The sequence below is a fragment of the Bacillus cereus group sp. MYBK216-1 genome, from assembly GCF_051916495.1.
Taxonomy (GTDB): Bacteria; Bacillota; Bacilli; order Bacillales; family Bacillaceae_G; genus Bacillus_A; species Bacillus_A thuringiensis_K.
Genome location: NZ_JBQAGT010000006.1, coordinates 23,841 through 46,563, shown reverse-complemented (window position 1 = coordinate 46,563; position 22,723 = coordinate 23,841). Strand labels below are relative to the sequence as shown.

The window sequence follows — 22,723 nt, the reverse complement described above, 5'->3', positions numbered from 1 at the left end:
TGCCGGTGCTAGTGGGTTGAATGAGTTAGTCAATTCAATAAATTGTGCTATCCCATTACCAGAAGAGTGAAGCCGCTAGTTCAAACGGCTTAGACATAGTTTGCCTAATAAAGAAAAAATTATGAGTCGAGATTTTGTTTGCTCTATATGAAAAGATAAATAGATATTCATCAGACAAGGATAATTTAGCATATCTTGAATAGGGTGTAGGAACTAATTAAGGAAAAGGAATTTTGTTTAGGAAGGGACTGACTCAGGAGTGGGACTTTCGGACAGGGTTTGGGGAGCGATGATTGCCTTTGGCATTGCGACTAATATCGTTGCTTGTATGATGGCAGTATACATTCAAAAATATGAGCTAATGATAAATCATCTTACAAATATTTTATTTTTAATAATTATCTCTTTAACGTTTATTAAGATGAAAATTAACAAATGGGTGGCTTTAGGATTTACATTTGTTGTAATAGAGAAAGGTATTAAGGCGGGATATGACTTCTACACACATGATTATTATGGTGTCAGTTGGAGTTTAGCTATCATTGTCTATTGCATATACGAGATGGAAAAGTATCATATTGAAATAAATGAATAGCCTCAACAATAAGGTGTTAGTAGGCGTGATTCTTTAAAAATACTATAAAAAAGACACTACAAGAGTGTCTTTTTTTTGAAAATACTCTATAATTAACTTTGGGGAAGGTAATGTTAGAGTATTCGTTTAGCATTATCTTTATATTTGATAAACCATGAAATCGAAAGATTTTGTGGTTTATTTTATGAACAATAGACATTACAGTATTGGCAGTGAGCTATTGATCATTATAAGCATTAAGAGAGAAGGGATTAAAAGTCTAACATCGAATAACGGTTCCGGAATATAGTGTTGCGAAATGATCTCCCATATCCCAAACGGTACTTGCCTGTATATAGCCCTTAAAGCCTTCTGAAGAATAATAAATCTCTTTTGGTATACTTTCTTTAGTTTGGAAATGTGCTTTAGAGTACTTTACATAATGATTTTTAATAACTTTTGATTCGGGAACAATAGTGTTTTTTTGTTCCAATGCTGGCCTAGCACTAGAAGGTGGTATGAATTTTACATTGTCTTGGTAATTAGGATCTAAGGTGTCAGCTTGTACACTGTGCGACGAAACAAAGGTACTTAAACTACTTCCCGCGATTAAAGTTGCAAATGCTAACTTTGAGAATTTTGTTAATCTACTCATTCTATAATCTCCTTTTTATTATTTTGTAAGGTATCTCCTTACACCTCACAGTCTATATCCACTACAAAAGGGTGTACATACATATTGATAGACAAAATTCTACAAAATACCCCATGTTTTAGGGGTTGTGTATAATAATCCAATGTTTAATAATTTATCAGAAGTAAAAAAATAGGTGTTATATAAAAGAAAATGAATAATTTATGCAGGGAATGTATATATAATTATTGTTTAAATATTCTAAAATGAGTTGATAAAGATGTGGAATTGTTTTTTAGAAAATAATTGATTGTTGTCGAATGTACTTATAATTTAACGTATTTCCCGAAAGAATTCTCCTTCCTCAAGCGTGTGAAGAACATAGCACGACGATAGGTGAGAGATGAATTTTGGTTTGGTGGAGCCAAAAGGCTTTGCTTTTTATTTTTCCAATGTTGATATGTATTTATTGTAGCTAGGTACATAGAGCTAAAAATAAGATATTCTTGTGAACTCAAAAAGCCAAAATTCCTTAACTTAGGAATTTTGGCTTTGACGTTATATCATGGAATTGCAATTGGAATGGCATCTGGCATATCTACTGCACCAGAGTTATAATTTCTTCAGCTCTTTAAATTAGAAACTGGTACTTGATTTGCGTAGTTAAATTATTGCCTTTTAAAAGAACGGAAAGAGTTTTTTCGAGTTAGCACCTTTTACATGATAAATATTGAAGAGGAAAAAAACCACTTAGAAAGACTTTTGAGCAGAAAAATAGACTAGTCTATTTTAATTTCTAATGGTCCCAGTATCTTTTATTTTGACGTGCGTCTTTACATTTATTTTAGCCTCTGCTAACGCTTGCAACCAATCTCCTTTTACTTTTTTCCATTCTTTATATTGAAAAGCTCTTGCATATAGGGATAATCCGATTGGATCAATTTTATTCTGCTGTATTTCATTTAATATATTTTGTAAATTATTATTAATTTCTTTTTGAATAGCACTTTTTAAATGATATATATTTTTTTTATTATCATAGTACCCCTTAATTAAATTCGGATTGGTTTTTTCTATTAAAGCTACATTAGCATATATATCGAGATTAAATACAAACTTTCCGTTTTGAAAAGTAACATCTACTTTCCTTGTCGCGTTCTGTACGAAGATAGAAGTATTTGTTTTTTTGTTGGAATTTTTAGGAGGCAGTGCAAGGTGTAGTATCATTCGCCCGTTACTTTTTGACTTATTTAAAAGATTGAAAAATTTAACATCTTTTTTAGGGATATAAGTTAAATATTTCCCTTTTCGATTTAAAAATGCAATTCCTACTGTGTCGATTTCATTCTTTGTTTTTTTGATAATTGGAACAGTTTGCGTCATTCCATCTTCATTTTGTTCTCTCATTAATTGCTGAATTGTAGAAGAGACGGATTGGTTATTTTGAATTGAGGATTCGATTACACCATTTATATAAGATGATAGTGATGGTTTACTAGGCTTATAAATTTTAAAAATTTCTTCTGCAGGCCCATCTACAAGTACTACTTTAGCATTAATGGTAGCGTAAGGATCACGGTAAGAAGAATCAAGCTCCTGTAACCAATTTGCTTCTTGCGCTAATTTTTTCCCAATTAAAATGATTTCAGCTTTGGAAGCTGTCATAAAGCCTGTTAACTTCGTATCTATCTTACTGAATCCAGTATATACAGTTGATGCTTTTGTCCAATGTTCTATAGTACTTTTTTGCTGCTTATGATGAAAGAGTGGTATACTTGTTCCAACTTTTATGTCTCCATTAGCAGTTCTATCCAAGCCAATTAACAGGATTAATGAAACCTTCTCAAGAGGAATTCTTTGACTACAACCAATTATATATACACAACAAATTAAAACCCATATCCATTTTCGAATCAAAGTTGTTTCCTCCTAGTAACCCAAGTAAAAAGAATACTGTAAACGAAAAAAATAATTGGTAATAGAATAAAGAAAATGACATTTAAGATATCCATAAGAGAATATATAAACAAATATTGATCCACATCGGGATTTAGGAAAATAAATAGACCAACTATAAATAACATAAAAGCAAGTAGCGCCCAATTACGGACGTTTTTTTGAAGTGAAATGGTCACAGATTCAAAACTGAAAAATAAATACGGATATATTGTAGTGGAAAATACAATCAAGTAGTAAGCGATATATATAATTTCTAATCTTTCCATGAAAGAAAAACGAACCCCTTTTAACAGATGAAATACTGGCCAGATTACGTCTTTTATCCCCTCTGGACTAAAGTATATATAAGAAAGAATAGTCACATATAGATAGAAAAGCATAGTTCCAGTATTCGCTATTAGTAGCCCTTTTATGGCTTTTTGTTTTTTTTGTAAGAACGGGTATATATAATATGCAATTTCTAAGCCAGCATAAGGTGTAATGGTTTCTTTTGTTGCCTTTATAATAGGGGATAATCCATCTTTAAAAATAGGTAGTAGGTGTAAAGGGTTGTAGTTAGTCTTTAGTGAAAAAAGAAGAAATAGTGGCATCCAAGTAGTGAAGAAGAAAACAAGCATAGAATAACTAGTAAGAGCCCTTAACCCACTCAGAGCTAAAATAATAAAAGGTAATAGTAATAATATGGTGATTTGATAAGCAGGAGTGGAAGGGAATATCCAAACTTTTACAATATCAGTTGCCTTTAGTAAAGTATTAAAGCCAGCAAAAAATAGATAACAGGCATATAAAAGAAAAAGAATCGTCCCTAGCCATTTACCAAAGTATGTTTTTAAGATTTGCGAGAAATTTTTGTTGGGATTTTTTTGTAACATTAATATAATAAATACACCGATTATAGAAGTAACCATCCATCCAAGAATGATTGAAATCCAGCCATCTGTACCAGCAGTAGTAGCAAGTGGGCTTGGCATAATTAACATACCAGATGCAAGTTGCAGCGAATGGATGAAAATAATAAATTCGAATAAAGTTATATTTTTGAATTTAAGATTCCCCATGCGGACCACCTTCTTTTTTCTTTTCTTGTTTCGGCTGTCCAGTACTCGAGCGGGTGGTAATCATCGAAATAGGAAACCTTACAAAAGAATCTTTTAACTCTTGAAGCCGAAATGGCGCGATTGGCAATCCGTATGGTGAACCATAGGAAGTCAGTGAAACAAAATGAGCAAATAAGAGCATTAATCCACTAACAATACCTACAACCCCATAAAAGTATGCCAATAACATCATTGGAAAACGAATAAGGCGTATAGAACTTGATAAATCATAATTAGAAACAATAAATGATGCAATGGCTGTAATAGATACGATAATAACCATAACGTTACTCACAAGTCCAGCTTGAACAGCCGCCTGTCCAATTACAATCCCTCCAACAATACCAATAGTTTGTCCAATAGGTTGTGGTAAGCGAATACCAGCTTCACGTAGCATTTCCAGTGTAATTTCCATTATAAAAGCTTCCAATAAGGGAGAGAAGGGGACCTTAACTCTTGACGTTGCAATAGAAGTGTATAAATCTATAGGAATGATCTCAAAGTGAAAGGATACTATAGCAATATAAAATGCGGGTAAAAAAATAGCTATAATAAATCCTGCAAATCGTAATAAGCGAAAAAAAGATGCAATGAGCCAATGAATATTATAGTCATCTGGGGTTTGAAAAAATCCAATCAAATTCATAGGAACAACCATAGCACCAGGGGATCTATCCATTAACACTGCTACTTTCCCATCAAGTATATGGTTTGAAATGGCGTCTGGACGTTCGCTTAAATAAGCCTGTGGAAAAGGAGTCCAATTTTGATCTTTTGTATAATTAGATAGCTCTCCAATACTTAATACCGCATCTGTTTTGATTTTGCAGATTCTAGTTTCTATTTCTTGGACTACATCTGCGTTTGCTACATCACCTAAGTAAATTAAATAGACTAAAGAAGTGGCTCGTTCTCCAATCGTCAGCTTTTTGATTTTTAACTCTGTAGAAGGAATATATCGACGAATTAGGCCTATATTTTTTGTGACATTCTCAATAAAACCATCATGTGAGCCTTTAATAGTAACTTCTGAAATTGGTTCTTGAATGGCTCTCTCTGCCCAGCCTTTTGTATTTATTAGAAGTGACCGATTTTCTCCTTCCATAAACAGTACACATTGACCCTCAAGTAATCCTTCTTTAATTTCATTCCATGTATATACGATTTTTGTATGAGTAGCAATAATATTAGAATTAAAAATTTGACTGTCTTCATTTACTTCTTGTAATAATGGTGTAACAACATTGGCTTTTAATGCAACACCATCTGTAAGGCCTTCAAAATAATAAAGTAAAATATTCGTGTTTGTTTTTAATTGCAAAGGATGTTCAATCAAATCTTCACTAATATCAAAGATATTATCTAGTGTATTTTTAAGTTGTTTTAGGTTATTTGTTTCGATCTTTTCAATGGTTTTATATGTCTTAGTTTCTAAGGTCTCTTCATTTAAGGACAAAATTGACACCTCTTTAATATATACCGATTAGTTGTAGTTATTATTTTTATATAATTGAATTTTATTCATTAATTTAATCGAATTGGATGTAAGAATTGATAAATTTGATGTGCTATATTATTAATTCAATAATTGAGAGGAAAAAAGTAGAGGTAATTTGTGTGAAAATCTAAGTTTCAAGATAGAATTAAAATTTCAATGATTATAACAAAAAAGAACCATTGATAGGCTCTTTTTCATAGTTGGTAAATATGTTATCAACAATAGATGGCGATTAAGGTAGTAATTTAGATGCCTTTAAGTTAATCATCTGAATTTTGTAGGAAGAATTCTTTTTCCATACCTTAATGCTCAATGAAAAAGGATATTTCATTTATTTGGGTGTTCTAGTGTATTTGAATCTTGCGCACTAACAAATTTTGTTTAGGGACAAAATGTATTTTCTTAATAATCAGAAAAATAACGCGGCAAAATTCTTATTAATTATTTTGGTAGGTATCAAATATTCCTTTGGCCTTATTTTCATGATATTACCGTACGCTTATATGTTTCTAAGGGAAAGAAATACTTTCATTTTTATGACCATCTATTGTTTGATTAAGATGGTAACACGAAATAGAAGCGTTTACAACCAGAAAATAAAGAAAAAATATTAAAATAAGACTTTTTTCGACAATTATTTTATGTTTATATTTCATTTTATTATAGGAAAAGGCGGGGGAAGCGGACCTTTTCCTATAAAATGTTTTGTTGGAATTAGAAATAACAAAAAAAGTAATATTAGCTTAAAATTAAAATGAAATTCAATGATAAGATTATAATTGAATTTTTAAACCTCAGGTGTATTGAAAGTATGGTCAAATTTTAATCCACTTTGCGTTTCTTCCCTTTGTAACTAGCTTAATATGGCCAAACACTTGCAAGGAATTTAAAGCCTTACTGATTGTACTTTCTGCAATGTCTGGATAAGTGTTACGAATACTCTCCTTAGTAAAAGGTTGTTTTTGTTTAAGTATAAAATCTTGAATTCTCTCAACTTTAGTATGTTTACATATAGAATCTAGAACTGTGTTATGAAGATCTTTGTAAGCCTCTAATATAATTGTTAAAAACGTTTTTAACCAAAAGCTATTATTATGTTCCTCGCAGTACCAATTGACCGAAGATTTATAAATCGAATTGTAATAATCAGATTCATTTTTCTTAATATATTTATCCAAACATACATATTTTACAAATGTATGTCCACTCTTAATTAACAGCAATTGCATTAACATAAATGCCAGCCTGTTATTACCTTGATTGAAAGGGACTATGCAATAAAAATTTAATATAAAACGAGCTATTAATAAAAGTGAATGTAGCCCCTTACTAGTATTTAATGAGTTGTATTGATCACATAATTGCTCCATAAACTGTGGAATGAGTTCATGCGGAAGAATGCGGTAACTATTCAAGTGCATTCCATGTTCTGGAACTCCTGGAATAATAAAAGGCTTTTCACGCCATTTGGCACTGTCAGAGGTAATATAATGTATTAGTTGAAAATGTAATTCCTGTATAGTTGCTGGATTAATTAATAAAGTACAGGAGTTTTTATGTACAAAAGAAAGTGTTTGATAATAGCAAAAAATAGCATCTTCAGAAATATTTTGAGGTACTATATCATCTAAAATAAGTTCTTTTAATCTTTTATTAGGAACTTTTATATCCTCATAAATAGTTGTGAAATTTTTTATGTAATGTAGTGGTATAGTTTTTTCTAAACTATTAAATATGTCAGGGTTTTGTTCCTGATAAGCAGCTAATTTTCCTTTGAATTCGCTAATTTCACTTATTAAATTAATTAACCTCCTTTTTAATTCAATATTTTTGTACTTATCATCAAAAAAGTCTCTCATTTTTGTTCCTCCTGTAACCCCTTAACACGTTGTTGCATATATCTTTCCATTCTAAAGGTATGCCACGACATCATTGTAAAATAAGACATTTTAGGTCTGATTTTGAATATATATCAGAATCTATATTTTTATTTAACAATTAAAGTATGGAAATTATAAAGAAGAATCGTTAGGATTCAATTTTAATAGGCATAATCCTAACATCAAATGCACAAATGTACAATAAAAAAATAAAAAAAATAAAACTATCGACCCTTTTGAAATATTATCTAAAAGAGTTTTAAGAAATTGTAGGTATAGATGTACCTTAGTTTAGGAGTAAATAATAAAGTGGTAATAGAGTTTTCATAGGTGATTAAAAAAGTATATAGACTATTAATTTGTGACAATTACGTGCCAAATCTATTATATGCTTTTATGCGAATTCTAAAATTAAATCCTAACGAGCTGAATTTTCTATATTTAGCATAAATATTAGGAGAGGCTTGCTGATGAAATGTATCATTTTACGTAGAAATATGTAACGTTTAACACTCGAATTGTAAAATATTTTGACATACGTTAATTTAAATATTAGGTACAGGAACATTTAATAAAAACTCAGTACTAAAGTACCCTTTAAACGTTTCACCCTAAGAACGTTTCTCAAGCACACTGAAGTTTACCCTTTGTTTCTGTGCCTTATTAGATAAAAATAACATAATAAATTTTAGAATATGATAATGAAAAATGGGTTTTCAAATCTTTTCTTAAACATTAACAATCTATTGATGATCTGTTTAAAGTAAGGAAATGCAGGGTAGACAATGGTATTAATAAAGAAAATACAGTTAAGCTAGATACTTTAAGTTATTTTATAAGTAATTAAGCGTTAGATTGAATTAGTAAGAATATTATATGTGTTTGCTAAATGGCTTGTTTTAATTGGTCTGTTACTATTAATTTATGAATTTTAATATTTAGAAGCTAGTCAACATATAGGTTATATTAGTTATGTGGGTTTTAACCTCAAGTGTATATGTTAAAGGTTAAAGGACTTGTGAGTGGTATAAAAGAAGTGAAAGTTTGGAAGAAACGGATATAATCGGTTTCTTCCAGACTTTTTTTTGCTTTTTTGTAATATAAAAAATTTATTTTTCCTACAGGATTTAATTATCTGTTTTAATATTTGAATTTTTTGTGAAATTAAACGAAGTTTTTATTCTTCTTTAAATACATAATGTTACAAAATAGCGTAATTATATTTACTTTATTTTTATAGGAGATTAAAAATAATAATAAATGTACCAATTTATGAGAGATATTAATATATTAATTGGTGATTTGTTCGTTTATCCCTATATTGCTATTATATTAGCGAGAACAATATATTGGGGGGACAAGAATGAATTTGAAATTAACATCTAAATTGGAAAGATTAAGAAAAAGTAAAAAAGGAATTGGTGCTTGTGTTCTGGCTGCAGGGGTAACGGCTATTACTATGATTCCTCAAAGTGCTTATGCACATGGATTTGTTGAAAAGCCAAGTAGCCGTGCTGCTTTATGTAGTCAGAATTATGGAGCATTGAATTTAAATTGTGGAAATATAATGTACGAACCTCAAAGCCTAGAAGCACCTAAAGGATTCCCAGATGGGGGACCGATTGATGGAAAAATCGCTTCGGCAGGAGGACTGTTTGGAGGAATTCTTGACCAACAAACATCAAATCGCTGGTTCAAAAACACGATTAAGGGTGGAGCAAATACCTTTACATGGAAATATACAGCTGCACATCCTACAAGTAAATGGCATTATTACATTACAAAAAAGGGATGGGATCCTAATAAACCATTAACACGTGCTGAATTAGAACCAATTGGAACTGTGAAACATGATGGTTCTGCCGCATCAAATAATTTAACACATACAATTAATGTACCAACTGATCGCAATGGTTATCATGTTATTTTAGCTGTATGGGATGTAGCAGATACGTCAAATGCGTTTTATAATGTAATTGATGTAAATCTAGTAAATAATGAAACTCCCGATACAGTAGCTCCAAGTCAACCAACTGAATTAAATGCCTCTAAAGTTTCTGCCAATAGTGTTGAAATAACATGGAAGGCCTCTACTGATAATATAGGTGTAAAAGAATATCAAGTGTTACGTAATGGCGAAGTAATTGATACGGTACCAGGTACAACTTTTATTGATAAAAAACTAAAAGCAGATACGGAATATACCTATACAATAAAGGCATTAGACTCTGCTGGAAACATATCAAAAGAAAGTGAAAAACTAAAGGTTAAGACAACACATGCAATCCCAGATATAGAGGCTCCAACTCAACCAAAAGGATTACATAGTATGGGTACAACAGCGACAACTGTTGATTTGATGTGGAGTCCGTCTGAAGATAATGTAAGTGTTGACCATTATATTGTATATAGAGAAAGCGCTGGGGTTATGAATAAAATTGGGACAGCGGCTAATACATCCTTTATGGATAAAGATTTGAAGGCTAATACATCGTATAAATATGTAGTGACGGCGGTTGATTTAGCTGGAAATGAATCTAGTAGAAGTGATGTTTTGAATGTAACAACAAAGTCAGAGGATTCCACATATGAAAAATGGGATGCAAGAAAAGCATATACTAAAGGCGATAGAGTAGTACATGAGGGAAAAGTGTATGAAGCAGTTCAAGATCATCAAGGAAATGGCGACTCAAATTGGATTTTTGCCTTATCGCTTTGGAAGCCATTTTTGAATAAGTGACAGGTGGGAAAAGGTAGTTAACATTTTTGGGTTTTCTTTTAAAAATTAAGGGCTGTTCCAAATATGAATTATCTTATGATTTAAATGATAAATCAATAAGATTTAAACCCCATCCTAATGTTTACGAAATGAAATTAAAAAAGAATCCCAATGGAATTTCATTGGGATTCTTTTTTCTAATTTGTAATAGCGTATATTTTCACTGTGAATTTGTTAGTGGCACCCATTGGACTTGCAATATAATATTTAGTATTTGTGTAAGCTTCAGTCCTAGATCCATGTGAAATGTTTTTCCAACGAGTAGAATCTATTCCAAGGGAAACATCAATCATTACATTGAAAGAGATAGTAGAAGGGTAATCTTTTTTTGAAGGCTCAATAACCCATTTTAATTCTTTGGTACCTACAGGTAAACTATCAATTTTAAAGTTTTGACTGGATCGATTTTGTTGCCCGGATAAAGGACTAGAATCAGATGGTATCTGCGAAATTAATATTTCTTTTTCATTAGAATGTATACCATTTAATTTAATGATACTATCAATTAAACCTGGACCAGGAAAATCAGCTGCGATGATACCAGAATGTTTAATTATGCCTTGTTGTAAGAGTTCGGTCCCAAGTGTATTCATTCCCCCATAGTATACTTGTCCGTTTCTATCGCGAGGGAAATCACTCCATGCATTTGTGGAATTCGTTTGAATCAATTTAGGACTACTATCAGTATTTCTGCTCTCTTTTCCGCTTGAAACAAACCAAGGATATACATTATTTAAAAATGCTGCTGCGCCTCCCGTACCACTAAAATGGTTGAGATGAATTTTTCCATTATTAAAATTAGTATTTGCATTTTGTAGATGGGTTTTTATCGCAATCCATTTTGCATATACTTCGTCTGGTCCGCTTCCAATTTCAAATTTATCTTGTATATCCAAACCTTCGTAATCAATACCTTGCAATTGAGTGGATGTAAAGTTTTGTAAGATTACAATTTTCCCGCGGGTATCTCCTAAAGCAGGGTTATGTCTATCTGAAGTTGGTACGGAATTAGGATTCCAAAAATATGAAGCATTAACGTTTTTATATTTTAAAAATATCTCCTCAAATGATTGAGATCCACTTTCAGGAGTAGTTTCTTCTTTTAGGCGCATTAATATTGTTTCTGTTGGATGATCTTTTAAAAATTGAATTGTCTCTTTTAATACATCTTCAAACACAGCTTTTTGATTTACAATGCCATGATACATTGCAAAAGAATCTTTTACACGTTTAACACGCATATCTACATATCGGATTCCTGAATTTAATTGTTGGGATAGACTCATAGTTTGATTTCTTGTCAAATTTTCATCAAGAAAGCTTGCTCCATGTAAAGCCATTGTACCGTGAGTCCCTGGAATAGATATTTCACTTAATTTTGTAGAATCTTCTATTTTCGACATCCACGCTGGATTTTGATATCCTATATTGGATTCATAGGAATAACCTGAATGACTATCAGCTAAAATAGTAGATGGTGTACTTAAATTTGCTAGTGTAATACAAGTGAGGATGGTAATTTTAATGAAATTTCTCATTTTTATTTTCTTCATTTTATCTCTCCTGACCTTTAAACAATTGCTAGATGATTTTTTCCTATATTTATTGTTTTTCATTCTTAAGATAATAAATTTTTGTATTTAAAAATAGGGGGAGTAAGTTATTTGAGATTTTAATAATTTATTTTAAAGAATTGTACCTAATAGCCAAACGGATTCTTGAAAAATCGAAGTATAGCCTCCAAAAAACAACTGTTTATCGTATTGTATAAAAACAAAACAGAAGCCTAAAATAGACTTCTATTTTGTGACATATAATGAATGATAAGGTGGTAAACAAATCAAGATAATGTGACTGAGTGGTAAAAAATTATTAATAGCTTTTTTAGAATCTCTTATAACAAGGCTAATTACGAAAAGTGGATCTCTACAATGCTAATAAAAATTGGGAAATCCTACTCATTAAAACTTAGACTAACTACAGTTGCAATTGATTGGGCTGCATGTTCCCAGCTTCCATCTATAACTTTACCAATCTGCTGACCAAGTGTATTTAAATCATTTGAATTAACTGGAATTCCATTATACGCAGCAAGAATTGATAAAAGTGGAGCAGCAAATGGTGTCCAACCACCTCTATCAATACTAAATACAGGTTTATCTAGTACCTTTCCATCTTGTAGGGTAAACTCATAATAAAATTGATCATCTGGACGAAAACTTAAATGATGAGAAATTTGCCCCTTAACATATTTTTTTCCTGCACCTAGATTTACTACTTCTATTTCTTTCACATTAAATTCATGCTCAAATACTTTGATTTTTTTGACTTCTGGACCGTTTAAGGCAGCTTGAACGGCTGTTTCCAAATTGTTTTGTGCAAAAGGTTGAATACTCATTTGTGCCTCGTTTTGTTGAATAGGAACCTCTTTTTCTGCAGCAAACACCGAAGTAGTAGGTAGTGCACCTGTAGCTAATATAGCTGCAAGAGCTGTTGTCATAATGCTTTTTCTTTTCATCTTCATAGTTTTCCTTCCTCTCTTAAAGTTATGATATATAATCTTTTAAAGATTGACACGGTACAATTTTTTTCATAATGTACGTAAAAATCAGTTTAAGAATAATGTGAAATCGTGTCAGAAAATTAAAGTTAATTATATATGTATTTAAGATGATATCTATCTACACATATTTTTTCAATTTTTAGATAAATGTAATGGTAATGACTTCTTAAGAATCAATTAAGCACTTTGTTTATCAAGAAAAGTCCTATAAATACGTTTAGTTCATAGAAAAAGTAATATATTTGATATTAAATGTCTTACATAATGCAGTAAAACTTCACAATTTTTTATCATTATATACAGAAAAAAGTAACGGAACATAAGTGATGTGTAATACTTGTCGTACACAATATGATAGGGACATTAACGCAAGTATCAATCTAAAGAATGAAGCGATAAGGTTTCTAACCGTAAGGAATTCTTCACTTCTAAACGGTGTAGTTTAATTGTGATGTACTTCACACCATCAATTCATTAATAACTTTACAATTAGAATATCAATTGATGGGAGGGTTAATTGTGATTAATCGTGATTTTAATGAAAACCCGTTTATTGTGATATGGGAGTTAACAAGAGCATGTCAATTAAAATGTCTACATTGTCGTGCAGAAGCACAATATCATCGTCATCCTCTAGAGTTAACATTTGAAGAAGGAAAAAAACTAATTGATGATGTATATGAAATGGACAATCCAATGCTTGTATTTACAGGTGGAGATCCATTAATGCATCCGGATGTATATGATATAGCAGAATACGCAGTGAAAAAAGGTATTCGAGTATCCATGACGCCAAGTGCTACTCCAAACATTACAAAAGAAACAATTCAAAAAGCAAAAGCAGTAGGACTTGCTAGATGGGCATTTAGTTTAGATGGACCAACAGCTGAAATACATGACTATTTTAGGGGGACAGAAGGTTCATTTAAAATAACGATGAATGCGGTTCGTTATTTGCATGAATTAAAACTTCCAATTCAAATTAACACTGTTATTTCTAATTATAATGTGGATGTACTTGAAGAAATGGCAATGTTAATAGAAGAATTAGATTGTGTAATCTGGAGTATATTTTTCTTAGTTCCAATAGGGCGTGGTAAGGAAAAAGATATGATTTCACCAGCCCAACATGAAAAAGTATTTCATTGGCTATATCAACTTAGTAAAAAGGTTTCTTATGATATTAAAACAACAGCTGGTCAACATTATAGACGTGTTGTTATTCAAGAAAAAAAGAAAGGAAATAAAAAAACAAATCAGGTTATTCAATATCAGGATGTATTAATGAATGGGAGGACAGGACAAATTAATGGCCTTGGGCGTGCTCCAAAGGGGGTGAATGATGGAAACGGTTTTGTATTTATTTCACATATTGGAGATGTATATCCTAGTGGGCTATTGCCAATTAAGGCTGGGAGTATTAGAGCAACACCAATAGCTGAAATTTATCGAAATTCCCATGTTTTTCAAGACCTTCGTAATCCGGACAGATATAAAGGAAAGTGTGGTGTTTGCGAGTTTCGATATGTTTGTGGGGGATCTCGTTCTAGAGCATATGCGATGACAGGAGATTATATGGAAAGTGAACCTTTCTGTGTATACATTCCAAAAGCGTTACGAAAACAGAAAAAGAGTGTATAAAAAAGGGAAATGAGTAAAGCTATGCTCATGTCCCTTTTTTAGGTTTTATAATTATATTAGAAACAAGATTGATTAAATTAAATCCAAAATATCTTTTGGTGTATTTAATGGATAATCAGCTTTTTCAAAAACAGCTGACGTATTATCCGCGGTTACCTAAATAATTTCACTTAATGGAATACGAAACTTTGGTAATTTCCATATAATGAGTAAATCTTTTTTTGATTTTAATATCAATACCTAGCATGATATTAAAACCTTACCATATTTAAATTACATTTCCCTTATCTAATTATATAAAGTCATATATTGGGGACGAACTATATGAACTCCTAAATTTGAATTACAGGTTACAAAGTATTCTTCGAAAAAGAAGATAAAGATAGCTTTGAGAGCAGAGAGAAACTGTAATTAGAGTAAGAAAAGGTAAAGACTATTATTGAAAAATATATAGTTTTAGTATTTAAAATAAAATATGGAAGTAACATAGTGGACTTACGCATATAGTAATATTGCTGGTAAAATTAACAAAATTTTCATTTAAATCAGATAAAGCAACGGTGTTTTTAACTTATAATAATGTTACTACGATGAAAATACGGCTACTAATTAGTTAATTTAAAAATCAATTTTAGATAGGAAGAGGAAAATGAAGACCAGAGATAGTTATAAAATTATTGTAATTGGTGCTGGGACTGCAGGACTATCTTCTACTGCACATTTATTACGAAATGTATCCCTATTTAAAGAAAGTATAGCGATTATTGATCCATCAAAAAAACATTACTTTCAACCACTATGGAGTTTAGTGGGGGGTGGAATTGTTTCAAAGGAAAGTACGGTGCGTGATCAAGAATCATTTATTCCTAAAGGCGCAACGTGGATTCCGAAAAGTGTTGTTAAGTTATTTCCGGAAGAAAATAAGATACTTTTAGATGATGGAATGCTGCTTGAGTATGAAATTCTTATTGTAGCAGCTGGTATACAAATAAATTGGGAAGGTATTAAAGGTTTAAAAGAGTCTATTGGGACTAATGGGGTTTGTAGCAATTATTCTTATACATATGTTGATTCTACTTGGAGAGAAATCGAAAAATTCAAAGGAGGAAATGCGATTTTTACCCACCCCAATACTCCTATTAAATGCGGTGGCGCTCCACAAAAAATTATGTATTTAGCAGAAGAGTATTTTTGTAAAATTGGTGTAAGAAACAGAAGTGAAGTAATGTTTTATTCTGCAAACACTAACATCTTTCAGGTTCCACGATATGCAAATATTTTAGAACAAGTACTAGAAAGAAAGCAAATTATAAAGAACTATAATAAAAACTTAGTAGAAATTATTGCTGAAAAGAGAGAGGCAATTTTTGAAGATATGCAAACCATGAAAAGAGAAATAGTACCATATAGTATGATACATGTTGTTCCACCAATGGGACCACCTGACTTTATTAAAGAAAGTAAGATAAGTGATCATCAGGGCTGGGTAGATATAAGCCCTTATACTTTGCAGCATGTACAGTATAAGAATATTTTTGGACTTGGAGATTGTACTAATTTACCTACCTCTAAAACTGGAGCGGCAATTCGAAAACAAATACCTGTCTTAAAACAAAATATTATGGACGTACTTAACGGAAGAGACTTGCAGGCTAAATATGATGGATATACATCATGTCCGATTGTTACAGGATATAAAAGTCTTATACTCGCTGAATTTAACTATGAACACGAGCCACAAGAAACGTTTCCATTTAATCAAGCGAAAGAACGGTATAGTATGTTTTTACTTAAAAGATATATGTTGCCATATATGTATTGGAATTTAATGTTGAAAGGGATTATGTAAGGAAAGATAGAGAGTAGTTGTAAAAATTGAAAAGTAATTTGAAATAAGTATTCGGAGGGAATAGTTATGCTTTTAAAATATTTTTATGATGAAAAATTAGCTCATGCTTCCTATTTAGTTGGTTGTCAGAAAGAAGGTGTAGCAATTGTTATTGATCCTAGTCGCTATATAGAACAATATATAGAATTTGCTAAGAAAGAGGGGATGGAAGTAATTGCTGCGGCTGAGACTCATATTCATGCTGATTTTCTTTCTGGGTCTAGAGAACTTTCTAATCTCTATCATGCAAATTTATATGTATCTGATGAAGGAGATTGTGATTGGAAGTATCAATATCTTAATGAAGGTCGATACCAATTAGTAAGTGAAGGTACAGAGTTTAAAGTAGGTCATATAAAATTTAATGTAATTCACACCCCAGGGCATACGCCTGAAAGTATCTCTTTTTTAGTAACTGATACAAGTCAAAATAATTTTACGAATGATAAACCGATAGGAATTTTCACAGGTGACTTTATATTTGTAGGAGATATAGGAAGGCCTGATTTATTAGAAACAGCTGTTGGTATAAAAGATACTGCACAAATAGGAGCGAAACAATTATTTGATTCTATACAAAAAGTAAAAATACTCCCTGATTATTTACAAATATGGCCATCACATGGTGCGGGAAGCCCATGTGGAAAAGCATTAGGAGCAATTCCAACTTCTACATTAGGTTATGAAAAGATGTTCAATTGGGCATTTCAGTGTAATGAAGAAAGTGATTTTATATCGACTTTATTGACGGGACAGCCAGAGCCTCCAAAGTATTTTTCATTAATGAAGCATTTAAATAAGTATGGTCCTCCAATTCGTAAGAAGAGAAAGATTACTAATATTGATACAGTAGAAGAGCTTCAAGAAGTTATGAGGAGTGTTCAGCAAATAGTTGATATAAGGAATGTAGAGAGTTTTGCTTCTGGTCACATTGAGAAATCAATTAACATACCGTATAACAATTCTTTCACAACTTGGTGTGGATGGTTACTAGGTTATAAAACAGAGACTTTAATAATTCTAGATGAGGAAAAGGTTAAAATGGAGGAAGTCATTAGGGACTTTGAATCTATTGGGCTAGATAATATTATTGCTTTTGCACCTTTAAAAGTAATAAAAAAATTTGATATATTAGAAAGTTACAAGGAAAATACATCAATTGAATTATATCGGCATATAAAAGATAGAAGTGTTAAGGTTATCGATGTGCGTAGTAAAAAAGAGTGGGAGGAAGGACACCTTCATAATGCAATACATATTACGTTAGGTAATCTATTTGAGAAGATAGATTCTATACCGAAAGATTGTCCAATAGTTTTACAATGTCGAACTGGTTTGCGTTCCGCTATAGCAGCTAGCATTTTACAAAAAGCTGGTATAAAGGAAGTAGTTAATTTAAAAGGCGGATTTCTCGAGTGGAAAAAGTTTGGATTACCATACGAGAATTAATTTTTATCTAGTAATTCATTAAATTAGATATTTATCTTATTAATAAATCGCTTATGTTAATACAATTATAATAAACATTGGGTAATAACACCGGTCTTGTAGTATATTGTATATCGTATTAATATTTATATATTCTTGTTAAATATTATAAGATTGGGTGGCGATATCGATGAAAACAATTAAATGTATGACATGTATGTCTATTTTATTATTAATTTTCACATTGTTTTTACCAAAAAATTTAGTATTCGCAGAAGAGATGGATAAGGTTTGGGATCCAGAGAAAGGGACTATTTCTGGTTATATCTGGTTCGATGAAAATGAGGATGGTTGGATTGATCCTCAGGAACAAACAATTGTACCAGAAATAGGTGAAATAAAGTTATATTTAATTAATGAAAATGAAGAAATAGTTGAGGAAAAAATAGTTTCTAGATTACAAAATGGGCAAGCTCATTACTATTTTGAGGTAGAAGAAGGCAAATATAAAATACGAGCTGAGTTTACTGAAAAGGGAAAATATCAGCTTACTAGGGATGGAAGAGATTCATTTTTCAATTCTACAACAAACGAAACAAGATATTATGAAATTATGAAGTCATATAATATAGATAGTATACAGTTGGGATATAAAAAAGCATCTTAAACCTATTCAAAGTAAAGGAAAAGCTAAAGGTGATAGTAAAGAGGTTGGATTTCAATTTTAAGAGGGGCAAACGCCCCTCTTTTTTATGTAGCGGATTTGTTGGTTGTATTATTTAATGAGATGTTATATAAAAAAAGTGGCGACGTTTATCTTTGATCATTTTTGCATCATTAGATTGTGAACAGAGCTTTAATGCTTTATTTTATATCGACACTGTAATGGAATTATGTACGACTACAGCACCAGAATATTGTGTTTTCCAGTTCTTTAAAATAGATACTTGTACTTTATTTTATCATTAAATTAATCTCACAGAATGAGAAAATGTAATATGCTCTTATTTGAGGGGGGTTCTTATTATTGGTAATTTCATGTACCGTATTTAAAACTAAATCCACTTGGGAAGAAGTGCAGCAGGACGAGCTTCCTGCAAAAGTGAAAGAAAAACTTGCTGCGAAATAATAAAAAGGATTTGGCATTAAAGGTCAAATCCTTTTCTGTTTTCAAAATCTTCTTCTGAAGTGAATATGAATCTATATTTTTTTAATTGAGCTGTTATTACGCCGTAACTAGTTTGTTTATTTCCACTAATTACATAAGGTTTATCGTTGATACCTCTACATTTTTCTGCCTCTTTAGTAAGGCATCGAATAATCCTTACGAATACCATAGCTATTTCTGATAACTTACATGTAGAGGTATCACTCAATATAACAAAAATGTAATGTTAATAAAATGTAATTCCACCGATACTATTAATGAAATTATATAAAATGAAGGGGAGTTAAAGGTGCAAATAACAGCACAGATAAGGTTGAAGAAACGTACAAAAAGTTTACCTATATCAACCTTTAGCTAAATGATAAAAGCCCTGCAGGGGATGCAGGGCAAGACTAAGGGTATTGAAGAATTGTCGATTCTAAAAGTAAAGGACTTCTTGGAATGTTTTAAGTTTAACACATAAAATATTAAAACTTTATATAGAGATGTTACAGAAATATGAATATAAAAAACTCTGATAAATATTATGAAAAAGTTGATAATCTATAGAAGCTATAAGGGATTATGTTTGCAATGATGTCTTTATAGAGATAATAGGGCAGGCTTTGTTTGTATTAATATTCGAGAATCTAGTAGAATTCCCCACCTAATAGGCAGGTTCCTGGGGATTACGAAGCGTGAAAGCATCAAAAAAAGCCCGTACAGAAGCACAGGCAGGTTGATACACATATCGGTAATTAAATATTAACAGAAATACTTAGTAAGTACTATTGAAAAAATAAAAAACTGTATTATCCTTAAGATGGTTTAGAGAAAACACATATAATAATGCACTTATATTAAATGTTTCTGAATTTGGATTAAGAGGCATAACAGTATGGCGTGTAATGCAAAGCTAAGGATTGTTCTTAGGGCTGCGGAAAGTGGATAAGCAGGACTGCAGGGATAACCTTATAAATAAAAAGCTCAACTCTCACCCTTTTGAGAGTTGAGCCTAAAGATGTAGCTACTATTTATACGCATTGCATTGTTACTACACGCTAAGGAATAGTAATAAAAAGATGATCCCAATAAAACTGTATAAAAACAAAAAGAACCCTAATAGGGGTAAATCTTTATGAAAGTTGACCATGACAAACCTCCTTCGATATATTGAATATTTTAATATTTTGTTAGCCTATTTAAAAAGAAAAATATAACTTGGTACATTGGATTAGAGGATATCTATATAAATAGGTAGAATTTAATTATTTGGTTTACATTTTAATCCAAGGGGTACAAATTAGATGCGACGTGAAAAGGATTTATTGAAACAATGGAAGGCGGATTTGCAAGCTATTCAAGAAGAGAAAAGGCTGAAGAAAAAGGCTAAGAAAAAGAATAAGAAATATAGTATTCCGGGTAAAACGGCTGATTTCATGGATGGCAAGCATACTTATCGTAAAGCTAATGGGGTATGGAAACAAAGAAATAAATAATGTGATGATAAATTAGTTTGATCAAGCTTATAGCAATTATCGGAGGCACTACCGTGATCTGGGAGGCGTCTTTTTTGTTGTTAATATTACAAAAATCTTAGATTAAAAATTATACAACTACATTTTAACCCCGTCCTAAATTTAGAACGGGGTTAAAATGTTTGAGGTTTCAAATTTTACTCACTTTATTGTCTTTTTATAATATGTATCAACTCCTATTTTCCTGATGTTCTGTAGTCTTTCTTGATAATATCTCGCATGTTTAGGGTAAAAAATAGGAGGAAAACCAAGGCTATGATTCCATTAACCCAGTAGTATGTATGTCCTGCTGTGAATCCAGTGTAGAAAGAAAAGGCATTCCAAACTAAAAGGATTGTTGAACAGATAGTAGAGATCAATAATGAACCAAAACTCCTCATGATTGTCACCTCGATTCAAAATGTTAGTGGTCGTACAATTATACATATAAATAAATGAATTTAAAAGGAGAGGATATAATAAAATAATATAAAGGAATCACTGTGAGGCGAGAAATATGGATAGGTAGCGAATCCGCTGCTTTTTATTTTAAATAGAAAAAGGAATCTCGAAAGATCCCTTTTTCCAATTCTGATATATCTTAATCGCATATAAGTAAAGACATGAAATATTATATAACAATATAAAAATATAAACAATAAATATTTTAGTTAACATAAGTAGGAATTAAACAAATTACTTCCTACTAGTACAGAAAGTGGTGGGTGATCTTAGGAGAAGTCCGCAGCTTCATACGTCACTACAACAGTAGATAGTTTGTTTGAACATAGTAAAGAAGCGTCTATATATGGTTAACAATATTTTTGAGATAACACTAAAGAGTATAGAAGAGCAGATATAACACTATTTTCAGCCAATAAACATATCTTACTGCTACTATTACATATAAGATACATAATTTTGAATTAGCAGAATGTCTTTTGGGCGAGACGCAAGTTGGGAATATTTATTTTTTAGACGAAGTAAAGAATCAATCTATAAGTCTAAGTGTTTTCAATCGCTTATTATGTTATGAAGAAGGGAATTGAATACATAGTTTTAGATCAAGAAAAAAGTAACAACAATTGGGTTAATAGAAAAGTGTTTTTGTCCAACTATGTCTTTCAACAGCTCTAATTGAACCGTTTCTATCAGATTAGTTCAATAACGTAGCCGCTTGTTTTTCTTCTAAGTTATATACTTCATCTCACTCTATTCCACAAGGCGCCGCATGGAATTTTGAATTATATTTTGAGCGCTTATTAATATCAAATAGATTATCTTAATTTTAGTATATACATGAATGTTTTATACAAAATATCAGTTATTCCACCTTTTTATTATAAATATTCATCGTAACGCATTTGCTGTCTTATATGTAATTATTCATAGTTCTACGGGATACTTGCGAATCTTAGGGAGATTAGGATTTACGACGTTATTACCATAACTAACATTATTTTATAGTAATTAAATGATAGATTAACATTATTCCCTTACAGAAAATGTGCTTATATTTAAAGGGAGATTTTTAGCAAAAAAAATCAAAAAAATATATGAAGTCAATGGTATTGTAGTAGTAAGTATAATAGATATGGAGGATAGAGATTATGAATGATAATTTTTTGACCGAATGGATGCTTGGAGGTAAGACACCTAGTAATTACTTTTTATATAATACGTTTGATATCAACGGAATAAATAAATTTGTACATTATTTGCATTCGATACAAAAGATAGAAGGATATGGTGTAGTATTTTGCTTTCTAAATAAAAATTTATATTTAGGGAAAAGAATTAAATTGTCAGGAATGATTAGAACTAAATCTATTCAGGAGTACGCAGACTTATGGATAAGGGGTGAAAAGCCTAATGATTTATGGGAAATGAAATCATTAGAATGTGAGCCAATTAAAGAAAAAGAAAGTTGGAAAGAATATTCGATAATTGTAGATATCCCTATTGATGTAAAACGTCTATCTGTAGGATTAACCCTGAAAGGTGAGGGACATATATGGTTCCACAGTATGAAAGTTGAGATAATAAAGTAAAAGTAGGAGCAAAGAAGTATAGTATTGTAGCATTATTTAGATGAATGAGGTGAGAATACATGAAATA

16 protein-coding genes are annotated in these 22,723 nt (G+C 31.1%); 8 read left to right on the top strand and 8 right to left on the bottom strand.

Features of this window, described 5'->3' with window-relative positions:
* Nucleotides 1-259: 259 nt before the first annotated feature.
* Nucleotides 260-595, top strand: a complete 336-nt coding sequence (locus ACTFRH_RS21320; RefSeq protein ID WP_000524427.1) for a hypothetical protein — start codon at nt 260-262, stop codon at nt 593-595.
* Nucleotides 596-854: 259 nt separating this feature from the next.
* Here ACTFRH_RS21320 and ACTFRH_RS21315 read toward each other — a convergent pair whose 3' ends face one another.
* The 5 genes from ACTFRH_RS21315 to ACTFRH_RS21295 form a co-directional block, all read right to left on the bottom strand.
* Nucleotides 855-1,229 (bottom strand): hypothetical protein, encoded by a 375-nt coding sequence (locus ACTFRH_RS21315; protein ID WP_000088950.1) that lies wholly within the window; start codon nt 1,227-1,229, stop codon nt 855-857.
* A gap of 768 nt (nt 1,230-1,997) precedes the next feature.
* Entirely contained in the window at nt 1,998-3,125 is a 1,128-nt protein-coding gene (locus ACTFRH_RS21310; RefSeq protein WP_000619992.1) for a Ger(x)C family spore germination protein, read from the bottom strand.
* Entirely contained in the window at nt 3,122-4,225 is a 1,104-nt protein-coding gene (locus tag ACTFRH_RS21305) for a GerAB/ArcD/ProY family transporter (protein WP_000527365.1), read from the bottom strand. The genes ACTFRH_RS21310 and ACTFRH_RS21305 overlap by 4 nt, the downstream gene beginning before the upstream one ends.
* Nucleotides 4,212-5,720, bottom strand: a complete 1,509-nt coding sequence (locus ACTFRH_RS21300) for a spore germination protein (protein ID WP_000055714.1) — start codon at nt 5,718-5,720, stop codon at nt 4,212-4,214. Before ACTFRH_RS21300 ends, ACTFRH_RS21305 begins: the two co-directional genes overlap by 14 nt.
* Nucleotides 5,721-6,577: 857 nt before the next feature.
* Complete coding sequence (locus ACTFRH_RS21295; RefSeq protein ID WP_001204214.1) at nt 6,578-7,621, bottom strand: Fic family protein; 1,044 nt, start codon at nt 7,619-7,621, stop codon at nt 6,578-6,580.
* A 1,384-nt stretch (nt 7,622-9,005) separates the two neighbouring features.
* Here ACTFRH_RS21295 and ACTFRH_RS21290 point away from each other — a divergent pair.
* Nucleotides 9,006-10,382: a lytic polysaccharide monooxygenase gene (locus ACTFRH_RS21290; protein ID WP_001049838.1), complete on the top strand. Its 1,377-nt coding sequence runs from the start codon at nt 9,006-9,008 to the stop codon at nt 10,380-10,382.
* 176 nt (nt 10,383-10,558) lie between these two features.
* On the opposite strand, the gene ACTFRH_RS21285 is transcribed toward ACTFRH_RS21290, so the two are convergent.
* Entirely contained in the window at nt 10,559-11,974 is a 1,416-nt protein-coding gene (locus tag ACTFRH_RS21285; RefSeq protein ID WP_000721445.1) for a phosphatidylinositol-specific phospholipase C, read from the bottom strand.
* 401 nt (nt 11,975-12,375) lie between these two features.
* Nucleotides 12,376-12,945 carry a hypothetical protein gene (locus tag ACTFRH_RS21280; protein ID WP_000782806.1) on the bottom strand — a complete coding sequence of 190 codons (570 nt, stop codon included), beginning with the start codon at nt 12,943-12,945 and terminating at the stop codon, nt 12,376-12,378.
* 558 nt (nt 12,946-13,503) lie between these two features.
* Here ACTFRH_RS21280 and ACTFRH_RS21275 point away from each other — a divergent pair.
* The 5 genes from ACTFRH_RS21275 to ACTFRH_RS21255 all read left to right on the top strand — a co-directional run bounded on the left by ACTFRH_RS21275 (nt 13,504) and on the right by ACTFRH_RS21255 (nt 20,587).
* Nucleotides 13,504-14,625 (top strand): TIGR04053 family radical SAM/SPASM domain-containing protein, encoded by a 1,122-nt coding sequence (locus ACTFRH_RS21275; RefSeq protein ID WP_000610222.1) that lies wholly within the window; start codon nt 13,504-13,506, stop codon nt 14,623-14,625.
* A gap of 649 nt (nt 14,626-15,274) precedes the next feature.
* On the top strand, nt 15,275-16,474 hold the full coding sequence (locus tag ACTFRH_RS21270; protein WP_000857319.1) for an FAD/NAD(P)-binding oxidoreductase: 1,200 nt from the start codon (nt 15,275-15,277) through the stop codon (nt 16,472-16,474).
* A 66-nt stretch (nt 16,475-16,540) separates the two neighbouring features.
* The gene (locus tag ACTFRH_RS21265; protein ID WP_000925323.1) at nt 16,541-17,962 is read left to right on the top strand and encodes an MBL fold metallo-hydrolase; all 1,422 of its coding nucleotides are present in this window, start codon (nt 16,541-16,543) and stop codon (nt 17,960-17,962) included.
* 169 nt (nt 17,963-18,131) lie between these two features.
* The gene (locus tag ACTFRH_RS21260; protein WP_000848913.1) at nt 18,132-18,608 is read left to right on the top strand and encodes an SdrD B-like domain-containing protein; all 477 of its coding nucleotides are present in this window, start codon (nt 18,132-18,134) and stop codon (nt 18,606-18,608) included.
* A 1,787-nt stretch (nt 18,609-20,395) separates the two neighbouring features.
* On the top strand, nt 20,396-20,587 hold the full coding sequence (locus ACTFRH_RS21255) for a hypothetical protein (protein ID WP_001250593.1): 192 nt from the start codon (nt 20,396-20,398) through the stop codon (nt 20,585-20,587).
* A 215-nt stretch (nt 20,588-20,802) separates the two neighbouring features.
* Here ACTFRH_RS21255 and ACTFRH_RS21250 read toward each other — a convergent pair whose 3' ends face one another.
* Entirely contained in the window at nt 20,803-21,006 is a 204-nt protein-coding gene (locus ACTFRH_RS21250) for a hypothetical protein (RefSeq protein WP_074625306.1), read from the bottom strand.
* A 1,209-nt stretch (nt 21,007-22,215) separates the two neighbouring features.
* Here ACTFRH_RS21250 and ACTFRH_RS21245 point away from each other — a divergent pair.
* Nucleotides 22,216-22,656: a hypothetical protein gene (locus tag ACTFRH_RS21245; RefSeq protein WP_000999354.1), complete on the top strand. Its 441-nt coding sequence runs from the start codon at nt 22,216-22,218 to the stop codon at nt 22,654-22,656.
* Nucleotides 22,657-22,723 lie beyond the last annotated feature (67 nt).

What these genes read in the sequence shown, in the direction of transcription:
- ACTFRH_RS21245 (WP_000999354.1), top strand. Translation starts at nt 22,216, where the DNA reads ATGAATGATAATTTTTTGACCGAATGGATGCTTGGAGGTAAGACACCT.
- ACTFRH_RS21280 (WP_000782806.1), bottom strand. Translation starts at nt 12,945, where the DNA reads ATGAAGATGAAAAGAAAAAGCATTATGACAACAGCTCTTGCAGCTATA.
- ACTFRH_RS21285 (WP_000721445.1), bottom strand. Translation starts at nt 11,974, where the DNA reads ATGAAGAAAATAAAAATGAGAAATTTCATTAAAATTACCATCCTCACT.
- ACTFRH_RS21290 (WP_001049838.1), top strand. Translation starts at nt 9,006, where the DNA reads ATGAATTTGAAATTAACATCTAAATTGGAAAGATTAAGAAAAAGTAAA.
- ACTFRH_RS21265 (WP_000925323.1), top strand. Translation starts at nt 16,541, where the DNA reads ATGCTTTTAAAATATTTTTATGATGAAAAATTAGCTCATGCTTCCTAT.
- ACTFRH_RS21260 (WP_000848913.1), top strand. Translation starts at nt 18,132, where the DNA reads ATGAAAACAATTAAATGTATGACATGTATGTCTATTTTATTATTAATT.
- ACTFRH_RS21295 (WP_001204214.1), bottom strand. Translation starts at nt 7,621, where the DNA reads ATGAGAGACTTTTTTGATGATAAGTACAAAAATATTGAATTAAAAAGG.
- ACTFRH_RS21305 (WP_000527365.1), bottom strand. Translation starts at nt 4,225, where the DNA reads ATGGGGAATCTTAAATTCAAAAATATAACTTTATTCGAATTTATTATT.
- ACTFRH_RS21255 (WP_001250593.1), top strand. Translation starts at nt 20,396, where the DNA reads ATGCGACGTGAAAAGGATTTATTGAAACAATGGAAGGCGGATTTGCAA.
- ACTFRH_RS21315 (WP_000088950.1), bottom strand. Translation starts at nt 1,229, where the DNA reads ATGAGTAGATTAACAAAATTCTCAAAGTTAGCATTTGCAACTTTAATC.
- ACTFRH_RS21270 (WP_000857319.1), top strand. Translation starts at nt 15,275, where the DNA reads ATGAAGACCAGAGATAGTTATAAAATTATTGTAATTGGTGCTGGGACT.
- ACTFRH_RS21250 (WP_074625306.1), bottom strand. Translation starts at nt 21,006, where the DNA reads ATGAGGAGTTTTGGTTCATTATTGATCTCTACTATCTGTTCAACAATC.